The organism is Shewanella sp. SG41-4 (assembly GCF_014164505.1).
Lineage (GTDB): Bacteria > Pseudomonadota > Gammaproteobacteria > Enterobacterales > Shewanellaceae > Shewanella.
In genome coordinates, this window is the sequence record NZ_JACJFI010000028.1 from 1 (window position 1) to 20,893 (window position 20,893).

The window sequence follows — 20,893 nt, forward strand, 5'->3', positions numbered from 1 at the left end:
CACTCGAACCTTACTGCACTGCGATGAGTTTTATTTTTATCTGGATGCAGAACTAGACGCTTATGAAGGAGACAAGCGCGTTTATTCGCAAAACTGGAACCTTCGTATTAGTCGTAACTTGGTTTGATACTGAAGTGGGTATTTAGGCCGATATTCTGTATCGCCTCAATAGAGCCTCGTATTATCCACACGTTGCCACTACACACAACCCAGAACAATGCACTAAAGGCATTAAGGACAAAACGAGTACAGAAACAAACTTAACCTATTTGGGCTTAATGAATCGGTACACCGATGCAGCCAACTGCGGGGGGAAATGATTAAAGACAAGGAATACCAAATTAAGCCCGCTTGAAAATGGTAAAATAGACTGAAAAAATTTTTATCTATCCGCGCCAGCATCAACCAGCCTTATCACCAACTGCTTGTGTACTCTGTGGTAAATTTCAGTCTACAATGCCATGCATCTATACGCATTAGCACTTACAGCAAAGGCCTTTAATGACCAATCCCTACTCAGCTAAACAGTGGCTCCAACTCAATATGCAGCAGCAAGGTTTATTACAACCTTTGGAGTCATTGCCAAAGCTTATCCAGCAATTAAGTTATGTGCAAATCGACTCTATTAATGTGGTTGAACGCGCGCATCATCATGTATTACACAGTCGCCTGCCCGAATATTCTGCCACCATGTTAGATGCAGCAATGAGCGATAAAACGGTGTTTGAGTACTGGTCCCATGCGGCTGCTTATCTGCCTATTGAAGATTACCGTTTTAGCCTGTATCGCAAACAGCAATTACAACAAGGTGGTAAGCATTGGTTTGAACCAGAACATAAAGTCATGCGTGAAGTTAAAGCCCGTATTAGTGCCGAAGGTCCATTAAAAGCAAGTCAGTTTACCCATGAATCAGATACTAAAAATGGTACTTGGTGGGACTGGAAGCCAGCTAAAAAAGCCCTCGAGCAGTTGTTTATGCAAGGCGAGTTAATGGTTGCTAAGCGCGACAAGTTTCAAAAAGTGTACGACTTAACAGAGCGAGTACTCCCAAAGCACATCGACACCACAGCACCTAGCGATACAGAATTTTCCCAACACTTGATTCAGCGTTATTTATCGGCGCATGGTTTTGGTAATTTGCAGCAAATACAATATTTACGCAAAGGCCTCAAACCTCTACTCAGCCAAACATTAGCTCAACTGTGCGAACAAGGTGATATAGCCAGCTTTACTGACTCCAGCGCCAATACACAACAAGTTTACTTCTACCAACCCACGCAGGCATTACCAACAGTAATCCCCAATAAAGTGTGGTTACTTAATCCGTTTGATAATTTAGTCATCCAACGTCAAAAACTTAAGCAGTGGTTTGGGTTTGATTACCAAATAGAAGTGTATGTGCCTGAGGCTAAACGACAGTTCGGCTATTATTCACTGCCTATTTTGTGGCGCGATCGTTTTGTTGGCCGTGTTGATGTAAAAGCCGACCGTAAAAACCACTGCTTGTTACTGCAAAACCTGCACATTGAAGACAATCTATTTCAGATGATCCACAAAGAAGTGGATAGCCGGGAAGCATTTATACCCGCATTAATTGAAGCTATCGAACATTATGCTAAATTCAACGGCTGCATGCGTTGGCAATTGGTGCAAAGTAATGATGCGGGTATTACTCAAAGATTAATAAAAGCGTGCGAGCTCGGCGGATAAACCATCACAGCCAAAAATTCAATAATAACTCATTAATATTAACAAATTACATGATTGCCTTTACGTTTCCACGTTGTATGTTCGTGCCTATTTACAATGTACTTCACCCAATATTTAGATCAATATTCATCCATGCTAACGCTGGTCATTTCAATGAGTCGAAATCGTTTGGCATTTTACTTTTACAAACTGACTAATTTTTATAATCCCCCACCGAATATGTTAACAATATGTTTCAATAATGATGCGCAAACGTTAACATCAGTCTAGCATTAATGATGCTCACTTTTGAGTTCAAATGCATATGCTAGTTTAAAGGGAAAAATATGTTTATTAAATTTACGATCTCATTTTTTGCTCTTATTTGTGGGTTGCTGCTTGTAGGTTGTACAGATACAGCGCAAGACCCTGTTGCCATAGAAAATATAAAAATAACTAAAGATTTACGGAATATAATTGAGGTGCAATCTTTAACTGGAGAACCTGCTGAAGGACGTGATTTGCCACAAGTCGACTCTCCAATTGTGACACTTGGTATGCAGTTATTTTTCAGTCAAGCATTGAGTGGTGAAATGGATGTCGCATGTGTGAGTTGTCATCACCCTGCATTAGGCGGCGGCGATGAACTAGCATTATCAATTGGTGTAGAAGCTGTCGAACCACTTCTATTAGGACCAGGGCGTGAACATAGTTCTGCTGGGACCGAATTTGATGGTGGGCCTACTGTGCCACGCAATGCGCCAACAACGTTTAATATTGGTTTATACGACAAGGCAATATTTCATGATGGTCGTATCGAAAGTATTGAAGGTAATATTGGTGCTAATGGCACTGGCACCCAAATTTTGACCCCAGATTCAACCAATCGAAACACTCCAGACCCTAAAGCGATTAACTTAGCAGCTGGCCAAGTTCGCTTCCCTGTGACGTCAAATGAAGAAATGAAGGGACACAAAAAAGGTGCGCTAAATAACGAGGGGATCCGTGATTATTTAGTAACACGACTTCGAGGTGATAACGATGATCTGCCTACCAACGAATGGTTAACTGCATTTAGAGTTGGCTTACAAGATGAAAATGGCACAGCTGAATCTCTAATTACTCAAACCAATATATTTAATGCTATTGGTGAATATGAGCGTTCTCAAGTATTTGTCGATAGCCCTTGGAATTCTTTTGTAAAAGGTGAGGATGACGCTATAAGCTTGGATGCTAAAAAAGGCGCGAAGTTATTTTTTGCGACTTCAACAGATGGAGGTGCGAATTGTGCCAGTTGCCACAGCGGCGATTTCTTTACCGATGAGATTTACCACAACATAGCAATGCCACAAATTGGTCGAGGCAAAGGTGATGGTGTCACAGGCACTAATGATTTAGGTCGTTTTAAGGTCACCAAACAAGAAGCTGACAAGTTTGCATTCAGAACTCCAGCATTATTAAATGTCGCGGTAACATCACCTTACGGCCATAGTGGAGCATATCAATCGCTGGAAGCTGTGGTTCGCCATCACCTTAACGTAGAATCAGCAGTAACTAACTACGCCTTATCTGACAATGTGAGTCAAACGGGCATACAAAGTAACGATCTGATGACAAATACCCAAGAGGCATTAGATAAATTAACCAGCGACAGAATTGCAGGCATGCCAGACCTGATTGAAGATCTCAATTTAACCGACGAGCAAGTCACACAGTTGTTAGCGTTTTTAAATTCACTTACAGATAACTGTGTATCAGGTGCAATTGATGCGAGTTGCTTAAATCAATGGGTGCCAAATGACAGCACGCCGGATCCTGACGGATTGCGATTAGTGGCTAAATTTCAAGATGAATAAATTGAGTTATAAATGGTGCCTATACATCACCCAAACATAATATTGTGATCTTGGTTATTCGCCTCAATAAATGAGGTGAATACCTTTTGTTATATACCATCCATAAGCATCCTCAAAACAACTTCATGGCTAAACTCATCAATCATTTAACCATATAACAACGATATTTAAAGCAATAGCTCAATGCTAACCAATGCCAATTTTATGATGACTTCACAACCCATCTTATTGGTGAGGCCGTGTTGATGTAAAAGCCGACCGTAAAAACCACTGTTTGTTACTGCAAAACCTGCATATTGAAACGCAAACATTAACCAACCAGCAAGATGAGTAGCATGAGTAAACGCTTTTTATCCCCGCATTAATTGAGGCAATTGATCACTACGCTAAGCTTGACCATTACAGTTCAACAGCTGCAAGCGTTGGCAACTAGTACAATGTAACGATAAAGCGATTGCCAAAATGTTACTCAAAGCAAGTCAACAGGGTAGTTAATTGCATCCCCTACACCCCAAATACGGCTTCCCCCTCCCCTACAAAAGTGACACAACACAAAACATGCGCCTGTATGTAACGTTGTTCACGTTTTAAACATTTGTTACCACATCCAATTCAATAGCTTGAGTTACATCACTAACCCCAAAGATGTAGTGGGATACCTTCAAAAGGCTAAAAATAATAACAACCTACATACAAACCTACGCGGGGAGAAAACACGATGTTTTATATACACATGCTGCTGTTATTAGCGGTGATATTTGTTGGTATTCGCCATGGCGGAATCGCCTTTGGTTTATTGGGCGGGTTAGGTGTTTCGGTACTCGCATTTGTATTTGGCATTGCACCTGGCTCACCGCCTGTCAGCGTGATGTTGATTATTCTAGCCGTAGTAGCAGCCTCGGCGACGTTAGAGGCCACTGGCGGTTTAAAGCTATTAGTAAAATTTGCTGAAAAGCTGTTGCGCAAACATCCTGAACATATCGTCTTTTTAGGCCCGCTATGTACCTATTCATTAACCGTTCTGGTTGGTACTGGTCATTCTGTCTATCCCCTTCTTCCTGTAATTTACGATGTGGCGTACAAGAAAGGTATCCGCCCAGAACGTCCATTAGCCATGGCAACTGTAGCATCACAAATGGGTATTACAGCCAGCCCAATTGCCGCTGCAGCCGCAGTAGTGCTTGCCACTGCTGTTGATAATAATCTAGATATTAACTTACTTGATGTACTCATGGTGACCATTCCCGCCACACTAACAGGCTTACTAGTAGCGTGTACTTGGAGCTTAAAGCGCGGTAAAGATTTAGATAAAGATGAAGAGTTTCAGGCACGTTTAACAGATGATGAGTTTCGTGAAGCATTAACCGACCCAAAAGCAGATGAGGTGCAAACACCCCAGGCCGAATCAACCGCAAAGAAAGGCTTAACAGTATTTTTACTCGGTATATTTGCCGTTATCATGGTGGCGATGTTTAGTAAGCAAATACTGCCAGCTGGCGTCAGCATGTCGGTAGCGATTCAATTTATGATGCTGTCAGTCGGTGGAGTAATTTTACTCGCCACCAATATCTCCCCGAAAAAAATTGTCACCAGTAACGTGTTTACCGCCGGTATGACTGCGGTCATTATCATTTTTGGTATTGCATGGATGAGTGATACCATTATTGAGCACCATAAAACCTATTTAGTGAGTGCGGTAAGCGACATTGTCAGCGTGTATCCATGGACATTTGCTATCGCGATGTTTGTGTCGTCTATCTTCTTAAAAACTCAGGCTGCGGTATTAACCCTTATGTTTCCATTGGGGACTTCACTCGGCATCCCAGCACCAGTATCAATTGGTGTACTGCCAGCGTGTTATGCCTACTTCTTCTCCCCATTCTACCCAAGCGATTTAGCGGCAATCAGTTTTGATAGAACCGGCACCACACACATTGGTAAATACGTACTCAACCACAGCTTTATTATTCCAGGCTTTATTGGCGTAGTAACCGCAACGTTTGTGGGTTATTTCATATCGATGGCAATTAACTAGCCTCAGCTTGTAATTTGGCTTTGAGCTTTAAGCTAAGAACTAAAGTGATAAACCGCTAGTGAATTGACCAAAACAAGTCGCTAGCATCAATAAAAAATGGCAGCCAACGTGGCTGCCATTTTTGTGTTTAATCATTAAGAACCTAAAGACCGAAGAGCTAAAAACGAAGACCTAGAAAACTACAATTATCTGATGAGTTATCGACAGGTTCATGGGTTAATCCGCCAACCATATAGCCCTCTGCTACACGCCGTAAACCCATCCATGGGGGCTTGACGAAAACATCCTGTTTTCAACAGTTGCATATGCCTATATGGCAGGCTTTGATGGAATCAAATAAGCCTAAACAACGGTAATACCACAACGTTGTAGGAAATCGAAAGTGTCATCATAAAACTCAGACAGCCTTGTTTTATCAGAGTCATCTCCACTAGGAACGAAAATTATCATCCCCTGCCTCGCTCTAGTCAGTAGCACTCGGTAGGCATTCTCTAAATAAATTTGAGTTTGTTCTTGTTGACGTTTTTCCCATTTACTTCCACGGAATCGCCAATGTTCTTTTCCCTTAGATTTAAATCGAAAATCTGCATCCCATGCAACTAAACACCAATCTAACTCTAAGCCCTGAACATCAAACTCGGTCGCAATATCTTCCAAAAAATGAGATGAGCGAATATCTTCTGGCTGACCTAAAAACCAATCTTTAGGTTCAATTTTGTTTTTTACAAAAATACCTTCCGCTTTCAAACGTATTGCATTGGATGAAGCAAGCATGCCAATACTTTCAGTAGCTCGACTCTGCGACTTTATCCACTTCTTTGCAGTGTCTAAATCTCGAGTCACTTTAATAGGATATAAGTGCGAGAACGTAGTGAATAATTTCCAAGCTAATACGCTATCACCATCAATCAAATAATGAATAAAACTTGATAGTTTTTCCGCCCTGAATGACCGCATCGAAGTTGCTAAATGCAAACAGGGTAAGACTGTTCCTTTTGATAAATGGCTAGCGGTTAAATTTGATGCTACATATTCCCCATTTAGTAAATCTGCAGAGTAATAAGCATCCCAATGACTAAATTTTTCGTCTAGTGCATTAAGCCAACCTAACAACCCCACCTCTCCGGTGTTAATTTCTTGCCCTCCACCAACCAGAGCAATAATTACGGCCCAATCTTCGTGACGATCCATGACTTCAATGAGATATTCGGGTTCTGATTTATTAAAGCCTATTTGACTGCGTTTTGTTTGCATGAACTTACTAGTTTGCTCTTTATTCCAAGCTCTTTGTGCCTCATCAAATATTGCGACCTGTTCAGGCGGAACCGCACCGGATAAAGAATCGTCCCTAAACTTATGAATATTTTGAATAAACTGCTCTGTCTGTCGTCGACAAGATGCCAGTGTATCAGTAGTTCTTACTTTTCGATCACGAGCTAAGGCCTCTTGTAACACCGACACTAAAGGGCCATTGCCACTCAAGAATACTGAATACTCTTTCTCTTTTGGGTTTGAATGAGTACTCGCAATATTTAATCCAACAAGTGTTTTACCCGCACCAGGGACACCGGTGACAAAACAAATCACTTTGCGTTTTCTTTCACGGGCGTCGTGTATTAGCTGCAATAATTGCTGACTTGTTTGGCCGATATTTTGAGTATCCGCTTCACTTTTAGCAATATCCTCAACGTTATGTTGGGCATAAAGAGCTTGTGCAGCTTCGATGATTGTTGGAGTCGGTAAGTAACCAGATGCAGCCCATTGGTTAGCATCAAACTCAACCTGCTTTAAAGATGTTGTTATTTGATTAATTACATTAAGTATCTGACCTGAATGAATAGCAACCGGAGAAGCTACGTTATCAAATGCAAAGTCTAATTTAAATAATGCTTGCAGGGGGGTTGGTTTAGCTAAGTTCGTAGCAATTAAAATGGGTACGATAAACTTATCATGACTGCCACTATGAAAGTTTTTTAGATCGAGTGCATAACCATGGGCTTGCCTTAAATCGGCATGATTAATTTGTTGTGCACCAACTTTGAACTCGATAACAAAGATGACGCCTTTCACCACGAGAACAACATCAGCACGTCGTCCCATTCTTGGGATCATAAACTCAAAAAAGATATGTGTATTATCAACACTACATAATTTCAGTTCTCTTTTGAGTATATCTATTTCAGCCCCCCACGCTCTGGATTGCTGATGCTGTAGTTGCTGAGTATGAGCCGCGGATATTTCACCACTTATAGACAAGGCGTTAGTAACTAAAAACTGTTCGAGAGGTGCGGAATAAAATGCTCTGTTAAACATATTTATTCCTTGAACTTAAAATCAAGAAGTTGCTTAGGAGGTAACTCCAAAGCCTCTGCTAGTTTGACAATATTGATCAAACTAACATTTCTTTTCCCTCTTTCGATTCCACTGATATATGTCCGATCTAAATCAGCTTTTAGCGCAAGTTGTTCTTGTGATAATCCCTTTGAAACCCTTAAATTTTTAAAGTAGGCACCAAATGAAACTAGTATCAGATCTTCCATGAAAAATCCTATAAAAAGGTTTTCATGATGATGCAAACATGTAGACAATGAGTCTACGGACTATAAGTCACATATCAAGATTTAACTAACACCAACAACACATACCTTGTGCTTCTACCGCCCGCACCGGTTTTGACCAAACATTGTTGTTCGACTAATTGTGCTAAATGACGGGTTGCGGTTGCGCGGCTGACTTCAGCGACTTTTTGATACTGGCTACTGCTGATCCCATCATTAAAGTCACCATCAAGTAATCTATTTAGCACTTTCACGTGTTCTGTGGTTAACGCTGGAGTGAGTAAGCGTTGGTCCACTCGACGCCAAAATTGGGTTTTCGCAGTAGTTTGCTCAATGCTATTGAGCGTGTGTTGAATAGCGTCATTTAAGGTGTCTAAAAACCACAGCAGCCAAGGTGTGATATCTAAGCCATCTTGCTGGGTAGACTCTAATATTGCGTAATAGGCTTTGCGTCGCTCAAGAATACTAACTGACATTGTGTAAAAATGAATAGAACGATGCTCAGCTTGCGCGAGTGCTAAGTCGGTGAGTAAACGCGTTATACGTCCATTACCATCATCAAGCGGGTGCAAGGTGACAAACCACAAATGAGTGATGGCTGCTCGTACTAGCGGATCAAGGTCTGCCTGTTTTCGTGATTGATTAAACCACTCAATAAACTCCGTTAAACTTTGGTCTAGCGTATCTCGAGGAGGCGCTTCAAAATGGACTGTCGGTTTGTCTAAACGCCCCGATACCACCTGCATAGGCTCATCGCCGCGTAACTTACCGCCAATAACAGGATTAAACACGGCTTGGTTACTCGGAAACAACAAAGCATGCCAATCTAAAATACGCGTTAGCCTAAGTGGCTGTTGCCAGTTTTGTAGCGCATCTAAGGTGATATCAGCTAAACCATCGGTTTGTGCAGTAGTGGGATAAGGGTTTTCTTCGCTCACCCCAAGTTTATTGGCCAAAGATGAACGTACAGACAATGCATTGAGCGTTTCGCCTTCTATCGCACTTGAATGAACGATGTTGGCGATCATAGTATCGAGTGTCCATTGACTAACAGATTCAGTGCCTATCTTACCCAGTAACAAACCTTGGTTAAATTGAATTTGACGCAATAAAGGAGTAATACGGATATGATCCCATACAAAGTCAGGCCATTCTTGTTGTTGCCAAATCCACATATTAACCTCTGTTTAGCTGACTTAAATACTGCTTTGATACAAACACTAACCTATTCTACTCACCATATGAGGCAAATAGCAATTTATTCGCCTCACCAAATGAGGCGAATAGAATGGTTAATTGCCTCATGGCTCCGACTAGCAAGCGCAATAACACCTTGGCTGGCATTTCGGTATAATCATTTACTGATTCAATAACCTTCAATTTTTATAACTCAATGCGACTGTAATTAATGACATCTAAGCAGACTGAAGTATCGACAACGCCACAAGCCGCTAAGCCTAAACCCACTTTACCTAAACCCACTGTGGCAAATGAACAGGCAAATAAAGTGTTTATTATTGGCCTGCCATGTACGGGCACAACCAGTGTGAGCGTGGCCTTGCTTGATCAAGGGTTAACGGTTGCCCACCAAGCCTTTACTAAGCAGGCGTTTATGTTGGCCGATGCTGTGTCTGATGCGCCGTGTTTTAGTGATTATCAGCAATTAGATAAGTTATTTCCCAACGCTAAGTTTGTCTATTTAGATAGGCCGTTAGATAAGTGGTTGCCGTCGATGCAAATGTTACTGGGCAGAATGCTAGTACATTTAGATAAAGATACGGGCCGCTTTCATCCAGTAATGAAGCGCAGCTTTAATCATTGCTTTGATATATGGCAGGTTGAGGATGTGTTTGATGAAGCGCATTTAACGGCCTGTTATCAGCGCCACCAGCAGCAAGTAATGAGTTATTTTGCAGGGCGAGATGATTTTATCTCTATTGATATCAGTGTCGATGGTAGCCTTGCTAAGTTGCTGCAATTTATCGGTTTAGCAAAGCCTGATGCGGCTGAATTTAGGCAGCTTCAATATCCTCAACTTCAATCTCAGCCGCAAAACTTTCCACAGCTTAACTTTCCACAGTTAAATATGGGCCGTAATGTGGCCAGTTGGGATGAATATAAACACCCCAACAAAATTAGCGCTAATGTTTCTGGGCCAGATAAACGTAAGTTTTTTGATTACCGCCTAGATTAGTATTGTTACTTATCCTTTTCTTGCTCTTTATTTTTAGAACGCTTTTTCTTAGCAACGGTTAGCCAATCTAAACTGACACCCGATATGGCATTAAAACCACGGATGCGGAAAATAAGTGTCAGTAATTGTGGCCTTGGACGCGCTTTGGGTTCAACTGAGCGAGGAATAAACCACAATGCCACCAACGATCGCATGGTGGTCGATACCATAAACACCAAAAATATGGGGTTGGTTAACCAAGCGTTTAAACCTGTCCAGATGAGAAAATCTGCTGCATACGAGGCAATTACACCGCCCACCATCGCGCCGACAAACACAAAACCGGCACTCAATGCTGCCTGTAATGCGGCATAAATAGCAAAGTCACTGCGAAAAGGTCGAATATCATAAAGATAATTGGCGGTACTTAAGGTAAAGCCGCTCCAGGCTAAACCGGAAAAGGCTTGAATAGCCAATATATAAAGATAGTTATCAGAAAATAGCCACAATAACGGCAAACCAGGAATTAAACAGCTGGTGATGATCATCACTAATCTATTGCCGTACAGGTCGCTAAATCGGCCCCAAAATCGCAAGGTAATAAACTGCGTAACAATTGAAGCGACGCTCGAAAGCACAAATTCAAAATAGGTGAAATGCAGATCTTCCAACATGTATACCGCAAAAAACGGTGCCGAAATGGCGACCATGCACTGCATACCAGCGACAAATAAACTGTAATGGCGGAAGGTTTTGTCTTTCCAGGCTTCACGAAAATTACCAAATGTTTGCTTAAACACCCCAGACACTTTGGCGATTCTAGGCTCGGGGTCGTGCATTTGCAGTAGCAACCAAGCTGAAGTAAACCGGCCCATTGCCGCAATAGAAAACAATAAGCTAAAACCCAACCACGCCATTTGCATTGAGTCGGTTAAGGTTAAAATACCGCCGCCGACAAAGAACACACTCAGCGATGCCATCATGGTTAATCGAGTACGTGAAGCAAAAAAGGCTCCTCGTCGGCGTTGCGGTACTATCATGCCCATCCAAGCACGCCAGTGCGGCTGAATAAGATTGATAAACCCTTGATACAACACCGCTAAGCCAATAAATAACCATACTGCATTATCAGGTTTAAAGGCCGCTAACGCGCCCATACCTAACACGACTACGGCTTGTAATACTGCACATGCCACAATAAATTGCCGACGGCTAAAGTGGCTTGCTAACCAAACAGACAACAGTTGCGCCAGTGAGCCAAATAACTGAGGTAAGCCAGTTACCCAACCCATTTGGCCTAAACTGGCTCCTAAAAAAATGGCATAAGCATTAAAAAAGTTATCACTGGTGGCGGTCATGGTTGACGATGCAACAGCCTCTTGCTGGCTGCGGCGTAGGGTGCATCGAAGCCACGACAGTCTGTCACGACTGCGCGAACAAGGATTATTGCTCGATGTTGAATGCTCTGAAGACATAAAGGTCTTAATGCATGTCCTTGATAAAATACAGAACAAAATTATGGCTGATAAATATCCCGCTCACAATCTATAACGTTCATATAAACATCTATTTTAATGATCAGCATAAATATTCAAGAGCCACTGTGTCGTCGAATAGTAAATTGATTTCGTTAAAATGGCACATCGTATAAATTAATAATTACCTTGACTAAAATGAAACAAAAATTTTACATTAGTCAAATAATGAGCGCTATGGAAAGTGCTTAACAGCTTAAAGCTTACTTTAACGCTTTGCTGTTCTGCTTAATCACACCCAATGTGTTTTACCCTTCCATTACAACGCCATTAACAATTAGTGACACCTTAACGTGTTGATGTGTTTATTCTTTCCACAAAAAGCCTAATATAATGAAATTACCCTTAATTATAAGCTGTTTAATTCTAGCTGGATGTCAATCTACACCGTACGCCATGATCGATGGAAGTCAGAGTAAGATCTCAGATGCTGACAATTACAATGTTGAAATTATCGCCATTGATGGTGCGTTTCAATCAGGCAAACTCACTAAGAATATTAAGCCGGGTTATCACACCGTACATTTGAGCACCACAGGCCCCCTACGCAGTAGAAAAGCCACTTCAACGTTAGTGTATCCGCTATTAGCTAAAGAGTGCATGCGTTACGTCGTATCCGCACAGCATGGACCTAGCAATAAAGATGACTGGGAAATAAAAGTATTAGATGAAAGGCTTATTCCGGCGTGCACGCCGTCTCCAGCAGAACCTGAAGTCGCGGTCGTCATCCCTGATTATGCTAAACCGACAGGCGATATTAGCTGCTTAACCCAAGATCAACTAACAAATCAAACGACACCTGTGGTGCTATTACATTCGGTTGCAGCATGCATAAAGTCTCAAGATTACAACTCAGCAATCAACGCTTACTTTTTAGCGGGTGCTTATGCCTATTTTGATTCTTTGCGTGTTACGCACAAACTGTCACACGCAGTCGTAGATTTGATCAAAAAAGATTCTATTTGGACCTTATCAGCACTTGAGCAACAGAACTTTGAACAGAAACTAGCAGAGTATCTTGCCTCAGAACAAAAACAACAAACTTGTGAATGGGTGAAGACGATTGGCGCACCAGACTATGCACCACAGTATATGTTGCAGCATTTACCTCAAGACGGTGCACCTCAAAATACAGACTTATCAGCTGACATAAAGGCCACGTTGTTTAATGCAACTCTGAATGATTACCTTGGGTGTTCATCACCACAAACCTAATCGCGATCAAAACGCCGTAAACACAAAAGCCCTGTCGATATAAATCGGCAGGGCTTTTTCACATCAACAGTAAATGAAACAACCACCTAACAGAAAGACACTATGCCTTCGGTGACATATTGCTCTGGCAGCTTTTGTAACTGTTTTAGTAATAAAGGATTGCCCAGTAAATACGCCAATTCTTGACGGGTAAACAGCTTTACAATGTTGTGTTGGCACTGCGCTTCTTGCACTTTAACTCGGGTAATGGCTTCGAGTGATTCAACCGCTGAACCAGGCAAACGATGCGGCTTTTTGTCAATAATGGCTAAATGTAAATCCATTAGCTCTGAGTCTTTCAGTAGCCTTGATAAGGTCCACGGCTCTGCAATGGCGTTAACGTATTCGCTACGGCGTTGTTGTGAATCCAGGCTAAGCTTCGGCGCACACACTTCTTCCGGTGTTGCCAGTATTGTTAAGCGCTTGACCCATAAACCAAAACGCTCAGAGCCTGTCATGGCAGAAAGCGGCACTGCAAGCCACAAACCAATTAACGCTGGGCTCATCCACGCCAACAAGGTAAGCGAATCAAGCACCGCGGCGTAGCCCAATAGCGCACCAATTAGCATGTGCCAACGATGACGATAAATCAGTGTTAACCAAGGTAAGCTGCCGTCGTCACGTCGTTGTGGCGCCCAACCGCTGTCGCGTCCAGCTAAAATAGACATCACCGCACCGCAGTGGATAAGCATCATTATTGGCGCTATCAGTGCCGACAATATCACTTCAATCACCACGCTAATCATGGCTTTGCTTCTGCCACCTAATTGCTTACTCATGATGCTATTTTTCAGTAACAATATGATCCCAAGAATTTTAGGACCAAACAATATGCCCATGGTGATATAAAACAACCGTAGTGCACGGTCTGAGTCCATTACCGGCCAAGTGGGAAACAAAGAGAATTGATCAGTAAAATACTCTGGGCGAATAAAGTGTGCTTGTAATGCCAGCATTAAGCCCGACAAAATCAGCATTAACCAAAATGGCGATGATAAATAAGCCATTATTCCCGTGAGTAAGTGTAAGCGGCTAACCCAATGTAATCCTTTACTAAACAATACCCGTGAGTGTTGTAAATTGCCTTGGCACCAACGACGATCGCGCACCGCTAAATCGACAATAGACGGTGGGCATTCTTCATAAGACCCTGGAAGGTCTGCGGCAATGACCACGCTCCAACCAGCACGTCGAATGAGCGCGGCCTCGACAAAGTCGTGGCTCATGATATGGCCACCAAATGGCGGTCTACCTGCAAGGTTGGGTAACCCTGCTGCGCTCATAAAAGCTTGGGTGCGGATAATGGCATTGTGACCCCAAAAGTTACCTTCTTTGTGGGTCCACCAAGATAAACCAGTACCAATAACCGGACCATAAATACGCGCAGCAAATTGCTGTAATCGCGCCATTAAGGTGTTGCCATTAATTAAATACGGAATAGTTTGGATAAGCCCAGCATCAGGGTCTGCCTGCATCCGTCTCGCCAAACTAACGATAGTATGGGTTTCCATTAAACTGTCGGCGTCTAACACCAATAAGTGATCGTATCTAGCGCCCCAACGCTTGCAAAAGTCGGCCACATTACCGGCTTTACGGGCATCATTTTTACGCCGACGGCGGTAATAAACCCGCGCATCTTTGCTTACTTGATGACGCAATATTAAAAATGCCTGCTCTTCTGCCAACGCAATATCAGGGTCAGTAGTGTCGCTTAATATAAACCAATCAAACGCATGGCTTTCACCCGACGTAACCAATGCCATCGCCATCACTTCGACCGCGGCAAAAACGCGATCGGGTGACTCGTTATAAGTCGGCATTAATATCGCGGTGCGGGTATGCAGTTTTATACGTTCGGCCGTTTCTATCGCAGGCTTTTTGAGTAGCATAATAAAGCCGGCTATGCCGCCGCTAAATGCCAATGTAATCCAACAAAAGTTAACCGCAAACAACACTAAAACGATGTATTCAAGTGGCGTTACGCCGCCGACATTAAATACCGACACCATCTCGTAAATAGCCATAACCGACATGATAAACGCGCTGCCAACCACTAACAGACGACGTAATCCGTCTGACTTTACGCCATCGGCGATAATGCTTTTACGTGGCATACCATCGGACAACGCACGTAAACTTTGCGCTTCCATTGGGCTTGGTCGCTCTAGCGGCATGGCTGCACCACCGACCAACATAGGGTCGACGGCACTAATATCAGCATCTGGCTGCATCATGTTCATGCTTAAAGCGTCCAACGATAAAGCCAGGTTTCGACATCACGTGGGCCAGTAAACTTAAGCTCAGCACGTAGCTCGATCAATTCAGCATCTTGTGGATCCATTTCAAAGGCCAAACGGTAGCCATTGGTTTTAGGCTGACGAGACACCACCACATTGGTCACAACGCCCGCTGAACTCTGCACTTTGGCGACCGGAATTTCATCGTTATTGCCTTGTTTAACTTGATAGTCAATAACAAACAAACGTCTCGGTGTGGCTTTAGCGATTTCAGCACGGCCACTGGCGGTACGGGCCACAATAACAGTGCCATCATCAACTTCGGGCTCGCTGCCCCAAATTAACCGATAAGTAAAATGAAACTCGCTACCGGCTGCGATAGGTTGTTTAGGTTTCCAGTAACTGACGATGTTGTCATGAATTTCAGAATCTGTTGGAATTTCGGTTAACACAACCTCACCCGCGCCCCAATTTCCGACCGGTTCAACCCATAAACTTGGGCGACGCTCATAATGGGCTTCGAGATCTTGATACGCATCAAAACTACGTTCACGTTGAATTAAGCCAAACCCTTGAGGCGAGTTGTCTATAAAGGCACTGACTTGCAATTGCTTTGGATTAGCTAGTGGACGCCATAAACGTTCACCGCGACCATTTAAGATCAATAGCGCGTCAGAATCATGCACTTCGGGTCTAAAATCATCGGTGTTTTGGCGACCATTCATTGAATGTAAAAACATACTAGTACTAGGCGCTAAACCGACTTTAACTAAATCCACGCGTGGAAATAGCGTCGCTTCCACATCGATATGGGTGTTGTCACCTGGTCTTACAGAAAATCGATATGCCCCTGCCACGCTTGGGCTGTCTAGCAAGGCATGCACCACAATTAAGTTACTGTCGGTGTTTGGACGTTCTACCCAAAATGCCCTAAATATTGGAAACTCTTCGCCTTCCGGTTCTGCGGTATTTAATGCTAAGCCCCTTGAAGACAAGCCGTAATCGCTGCCTTTACCCAAAGCGCGGAAATAACTCGCTCCTTGGAATACCATAAGCTCGTCAAAATATGCAGGGTTATTGAGTGGATAATGGATACGTAAACCAGAATAGCCAATATCTTGGGTCGGTAAACGCTGACTTAACACATCACCTGCAGTAAAAAACTCTGAGTTATAGGCTAAATGGTTAGCTTGCTTACCTTCAACTAGGGCAATTTCAATCAAGTCTTGGAAATAAAAACCCCGATGAAAGAGCTGCATTTGATACGGCAAACCTTCAGCTTTCCAAATAGAGGCTTCAGGCTTAAAGCGAATATCGCGGTATTCATCGTAGGAAATTTTAGCCAACCCTGGCGGTAATGGGTCTTTAAGTTCCGCATACGGTTTTTGCGCTAATTTACGCGCAATTTTCACCACAGAATCAGAGTCAAAGTTAGCCGTTTTAGCAAAACGCACTTTGGTTTCTGTGTTCAGGTTATTAGCTGATTTCACTATCGCTTGTTCATCTGCATAAGTTTGCAGCGGTATGGTTACGCTAGGCGATGTGGGGGTAATAATGGGTGGTGTGGGTTCTTGTGCAGCAAGATTAAAACAAAGCCCTGCGGCCATGGCTAACGACAAACGCGTTAGCGCTTTTTTTACAGTGTGAGATGAGACCGAAGTACCACAACTCAGTAAGCTAACCATAATAGGCTACCTAAAAAATACAGCGTTAATATGCAAGTTTCAGAGCGGTTATTGCGGCAAAATGTCTTGGTACACAACCCTATGCTCTATTTCGCGAACGATATCAGAACGCCAAAAAATTGCACATGCAATCATAGATAAAGCAGACTAACGTCAATAATATTTTAGTCTATCGATATAACTAAATATTACATCTGTCGTATCCAACGTTAATACGTTAATTCTTATGATTTCAAAGCAAAGCACATTTCATCTACCTCTTCTATAATGACGGCTATACTACAAGTTGAGTGTTGATTTTATTGTTCATTTTACTGCTTCTGAGTGTGGCACTCTGTTTTTTGACTATCTATATGAATCATCAACATTTTTAGCTTTATAAAAAAGTAATAGGTTAGGGAATAAATGATTGCAAATTTATCCGTTAGATTAAAAATTTTGTGTTTAAGTACATTATTCATTTTAGTCATCTCTTGTCACACGATGTCAGAGACGCTTGAGCTATCAACATTAGAATGGCCACCATTTACCGGCACAGCGTTAATTGATGCTGGAATTACAAGTAAAATTGTAGCTCAAGCATTACGCTATGAGGGACACGAACTTAACACCACCGTTTTACCTTGGAACCGTGCAGTAAGAATGGTAAAGATAGGCCAAATTATTGGTTATTTTCCTGAGTATTTAACGACTTCAAATGATTTTCTGTTTTCTAAATCCTTAGGAATGAGTTCGATTGGGTTACTCGAACACAAAACAAAGCCCATTATTTGGAATACTGTAAGTGATTTAAATCAATACGCACTAGGTGTTGTTGATGGATATGTAAATACAGCAGAAATTGATGAAATGATATTAAATGGAAGTCAAACGTCTGAAACCGCAAAAGATGATAAACAAAATATCTTAAAACTCGCAGTAGGCCGTATTGATACTATTGTGATTGACGTGAACGTCTACGAGTTTTTGAAGTCAGATCCACAAATTGCAAAAGTTGCTCCTCTTCTACAAATTAACCAAAAAATATTGGCACACAAGAGCTTACATGTTGCGCTCATTAATGATCAACAAGGCCTAAAATGGTTAGAGATTATTAATCGAGGCCTTTTAAAATTTGATGTTCAAGCTGCTATGGATGCATCGCTACAAGAAATTAGACAAAATAAGTGATATTAAAACCATCGTTAAAAATAAACCTGCACTTATGGCCCCATCGTAAGAAACATATATAGCCCTCAAATCCACCGTCCCTGTCATTTCATAGGGTAAGTTACCCATGCTCGGGATAATAATCACCTCAACTCGACAAGTGAGTGACTAACGCAATCTAATCTTGGTTTCATCACTCATATTTCGACTCAAAAATGACACTCACAATGTCGATTGCTAACGACACTTGAATAACCACAGAGTCTTATTAACATTCTAGCTTGTGAGAAAAGGCTTTAAATTCAAATACAAATACAAATACAAATGATGAAAACGATTATCAAATAAAAACTTCATTCCAACATAAGCCCTACTCAGCATCAGGTCGCACACTAGCTTAACTGTCGGTTAGACAACCGTTATCGTTATCGTTTCTAAGATGAACACTTAAAACCACAATAAAATCATTAATAATCAATATTTTGAAAAAAAGCCTCAACGTTAATGTTGAGGCTTTTTTTATTGGTTAGCGTATTTTTTATTGAAACCTGAGCATCATGCTCATTCATCAATGCTCATTCCTCAATAATCAATAGAAATAGCTTTAGCTTTTAGATGACCACGACAAGATCAGCAACACATACATACAGCTAGTCTACATAACGCCGCCGAATAAACGTTAAACAATCAAATCCTTCATCAACTCTTCCAGCACATCAGCCTGACGGCTCAAACTCTCAATTTCCTTAGCCGTTGTATTTACTAGGTTCATCACTTGAATTGAGCTGTTTCTAACAGAATCGACATCATTGGCAATATTATCAGCCACAGCGCCTTGCTCTTCAGCAGCGGCTGCAATTTCCAAACTTCTATCTGAGATATGTTGGTTTTGCTCTGCTATCTCACTAATATTTTGGCTTGCACTTGTCATTAACAGTTCGCTTGATTCAGCTTCTTTTACGGTTTTCGCCATCACCTTCATCACACCACGGCTATTGGTCTGCAGCGTTTCAATAATTTTTTGAATCTCAACTGTCGCCGCTTGAGTTCTACCCGCTAAGGTTCTTACTTCATCTGCAACCACTGAGAATCCGCGGCCTTGCTCACCAGCTCTTGCCGCTTCAATAGCTGCATTAAGGGCTAGCAAGTTGGTTTGGTCAGAAATGGCATTAATGGTAGCAATAACCTCACCAATTTCAGTCGCGCTAGCATCTAACTCCGCTACGGCAACAGAAGTGCCACGAACTTCACCTGTTAATTGATTAATCTCAACCAAGGTTTTTTTAATTTGAGCTTGGCCTTGAGTTGTTTTCTCAGTGGCGCGCGATATTTGCGTCGACGATTCTTGAGCATGGCTCGCAACTTCTCGAATCGACACAGCCATCTCTTCCGTTGCGCTCGCTAGCGAGTCAATACGGTCTTGCTGCACACTGGCTAATTTTGAGTTCTCAGTACTACGCACACGTAACTGAGCACTAATTTGTTGGATCAAAGCAACTGCTTCTTGAGTGGTTTTCACCAGTAAATGTTCACGCTCTGAAACTCTATCAACGGTTCTGGCAATCAAATTAAATTCATTACGTGCAGGTGTGTAACCAATGCGGGACGCAAGATCACCCTCGGCCAGCTTTCTCAGAGCTTCATAAATATGGAATAAGCCGCCACCAATGAATGTCATAATGTAATGAGAGCACGCAATCATCAACAACAAACTCAAACTAATGGCAATGATGTGCCATAGGCCTAACCCAGACAGAAAACTCGTGTCATCAACGTAACTCAATGAATAGTCCTGCCCTGAAACCTGCGCAGAAATATCAGAATTACGACCGATGTTAATCGCTGTATTTTGCAGTATTGGCGCCAGTTCCGATGCTGATAATTGAGTCGCGGAGGCTAATTGGGCAATGACATCTACTTGTTTTTGAGCTGCCAGAGTTCGCTGCGAAGATGCTGCATCAGCGAAACTAACGCCAATAACCACAATAGCAAGCAATGCAGAAAAGAATAGAACAAGAAAATTTTCCTGTAATTTTACGCTGATTAAATACTTATCTATCCAACGAAATGCAACGTCTTTCACGATGATATCTCCAATAAAAAATGAACTGTGACTACCGAATGTATTGAAACCCTATCTTATTAAGCAAGTCTTAATGTAAGCCGATCTTATATGGAGAATGCAATATAAGAGAACGTGTAATTCGGCCAATGATAAAAATCATATATGACTATCGGCAGCAGGTATTTCTAAATAACAAAATTGGCACCTAGATCACGCAAAAAAAGCTAATAAAGACACTAATTTCAACTGAACAACTGAAAAATAAATAACTTTACTGAAAAAATCAGCAGAAAATATCGAATGCCACAGCCGTGGGTTCAGCTGCAGTTAAAGGAGTAATAAACGCACTTTGTAGCTTAGTATTAACTTTATCACTGACTAAATTAAAAGAACGAGGCACCCTAAGCTTTATTTTGGCACTACTCATTGCTGGCAGGACACTTGGTGCCTCACTTTGCTTTTATATGGACAAAAATGCTGGGCTTATCCTCTGGGTGCTTATTTTATTTTGAGGCTATCGTTTATTAGTTTTCGCACCGATGATCAGCACCGATCCGTATAGCGTTCTGGTATGTCACAAAACGGGGGGGCTATTTACTTGTAGCCGTTCGGTCTATGTTGTCAGGCGCTTCAACGAGCGGTTAGGTTGCGCCTTCA

At 42.0% G+C, this 20,893-nt stretch carries 13 protein-coding genes; 6 read left to right on the forward strand and 7 right to left on the reverse strand.

The features are described from left to right. Window positions 1–501 precede the first annotated feature (501 nt). The 3 genes from H5202_RS04700 (at window position 502) to H5202_RS04710 (ending at window position 5,580) form a co-directional block, all read left to right on the forward strand. Window positions 502–1,710 carry a winged helix-turn-helix domain-containing protein gene (locus H5202_RS04700; RefSeq protein WP_182771036.1) on the forward strand — a complete coding sequence of 403 codons (1,209 nt, stop codon included), beginning with the start codon at window positions 502–504 and terminating at the stop codon, window positions 1,708–1,710. 326 nt (window positions 1,711–2,036) lie between these two features. Further along, window positions 2,037–3,545: a cytochrome-c peroxidase gene (locus H5202_RS04705; RefSeq protein WP_182771037.1), complete on the forward strand. Its 1,509-nt coding sequence runs from the start codon at window positions 2,037–2,039 to the stop codon at window positions 3,543–3,545. A 718-nt stretch (window positions 3,546–4,263) separates the two neighbouring features. Then, a complete protein-coding gene (locus tag H5202_RS04710; protein WP_182771038.1) occupies window positions 4,264–5,580 on the forward strand; it encodes an anaerobic C4-dicarboxylate transporter in 1,317 nt (438 codons plus the stop codon). 342 nt (window positions 5,581–5,922) lie between these two features. Here the strand turns inward: H5202_RS04710 and H5202_RS04715 are convergent, their stop codons facing one another. The 3 genes from H5202_RS04715 to H5202_RS04725 all read right to left on the reverse strand — a co-directional run bounded on the left by H5202_RS04715 (window position 5,923) and on the right by H5202_RS04725 (window position 9,313). Then, entirely contained in the window at window positions 5,923–7,893 is a 1,971-nt protein-coding gene (locus H5202_RS04715; protein ID WP_182771039.1) for a DUF2075 domain-containing protein, read from the reverse strand. Between the two features lie 2 nt (window positions 7,894–7,895). Further along, window positions 7,896–8,120: a helix-turn-helix domain-containing protein gene (locus H5202_RS04720; protein ID WP_182771040.1), complete on the reverse strand. Its 225-nt coding sequence runs from the start codon at window positions 8,118–8,120 to the stop codon at window positions 7,896–7,898. A gap of 74 nt (window positions 8,121–8,194) precedes the next feature. Then, window positions 8,195–9,313: a Fic family protein gene (locus H5202_RS04725; protein ID WP_182771041.1), complete on the reverse strand. Its 1,119-nt coding sequence runs from the start codon at window positions 9,311–9,313 to the stop codon at window positions 8,195–8,197. Between the two features lie 233 nt (window positions 9,314–9,546). On the opposite strand from H5202_RS04725, the gene H5202_RS04730 reads away from it, so the two are divergent. Continuing rightward, window positions 9,547–10,332 carry a sulfotransferase family protein gene (locus tag H5202_RS04730; protein WP_182771042.1) on the forward strand — a complete coding sequence of 262 codons (786 nt, stop codon included), beginning with the start codon at window positions 9,547–9,549 and terminating at the stop codon, window positions 10,330–10,332. Between the two features lie 5 nt (window positions 10,333–10,337). Here H5202_RS04730 and H5202_RS04735 read toward each other — a convergent pair whose 3' ends face one another. Then, window positions 10,338–11,786 (reverse strand): MFS transporter, encoded by a 1,449-nt coding sequence (locus H5202_RS04735; RefSeq protein WP_182771043.1) that lies wholly within the window; start codon window positions 11,784–11,786, stop codon window positions 10,338–10,340. Between the two features lie 393 nt (window positions 11,787–12,179). On the opposite strand from H5202_RS04735, the gene H5202_RS04740 reads away from it, so the two are divergent. After that, window positions 12,180–13,061: a hypothetical protein gene (locus H5202_RS04740; RefSeq protein ID WP_182771044.1), complete on the forward strand. Its 882-nt coding sequence runs from the start codon at window positions 12,180–12,182 to the stop codon at window positions 13,059–13,061. Window positions 13,062–13,147: 86 nt separating this feature from the next. On the opposite strand, the gene mdoH is transcribed toward H5202_RS04740, so the two are convergent. Both mdoH and H5202_RS04750 read right to left on the reverse strand, forming a co-directional pair. Further along, window positions 13,148–15,331 carry a glucans biosynthesis glucosyltransferase MdoH gene (mdoH, locus tag H5202_RS04745; RefSeq protein ID WP_182771053.1) on the reverse strand — a complete coding sequence of 728 codons (2,184 nt, stop codon included), beginning with the start codon at window positions 15,329–15,331 and terminating at the stop codon, window positions 13,148–13,150. Window positions 15,332–15,342: 11 nt separating this feature from the next. Then, window positions 15,343–17,022, reverse strand: coding sequence for a glucan biosynthesis protein G (locus H5202_RS04750; RefSeq protein WP_182771045.1), 1,680 nt, complete (start codon window positions 17,020–17,022; stop codon window positions 15,343–15,345). Between the two features lie 405 nt (window positions 17,023–17,427). Here H5202_RS04750 and H5202_RS04755 point away from each other — a divergent pair, with 405 nt between their 5' ends. Further along, window positions 17,428–18,192, forward strand: coding sequence for a substrate-binding periplasmic protein (locus H5202_RS04755; RefSeq protein WP_182771046.1), 765 nt, complete (start codon window positions 17,428–17,430; stop codon window positions 18,190–18,192). A gap of 658 nt (window positions 18,193–18,850) precedes the next feature. On the opposite strand, the gene H5202_RS04760 is transcribed toward H5202_RS04755, so the two are convergent. Beyond that, on the reverse strand, window positions 18,851–20,254 hold the full coding sequence (locus H5202_RS04760; RefSeq protein ID WP_182771047.1) for a methyl-accepting chemotaxis protein: 1,404 nt from the start codon (window positions 20,252–20,254) through the stop codon (window positions 18,851–18,853). Window positions 20,255–20,893: the final 639 nt, after the last annotated feature.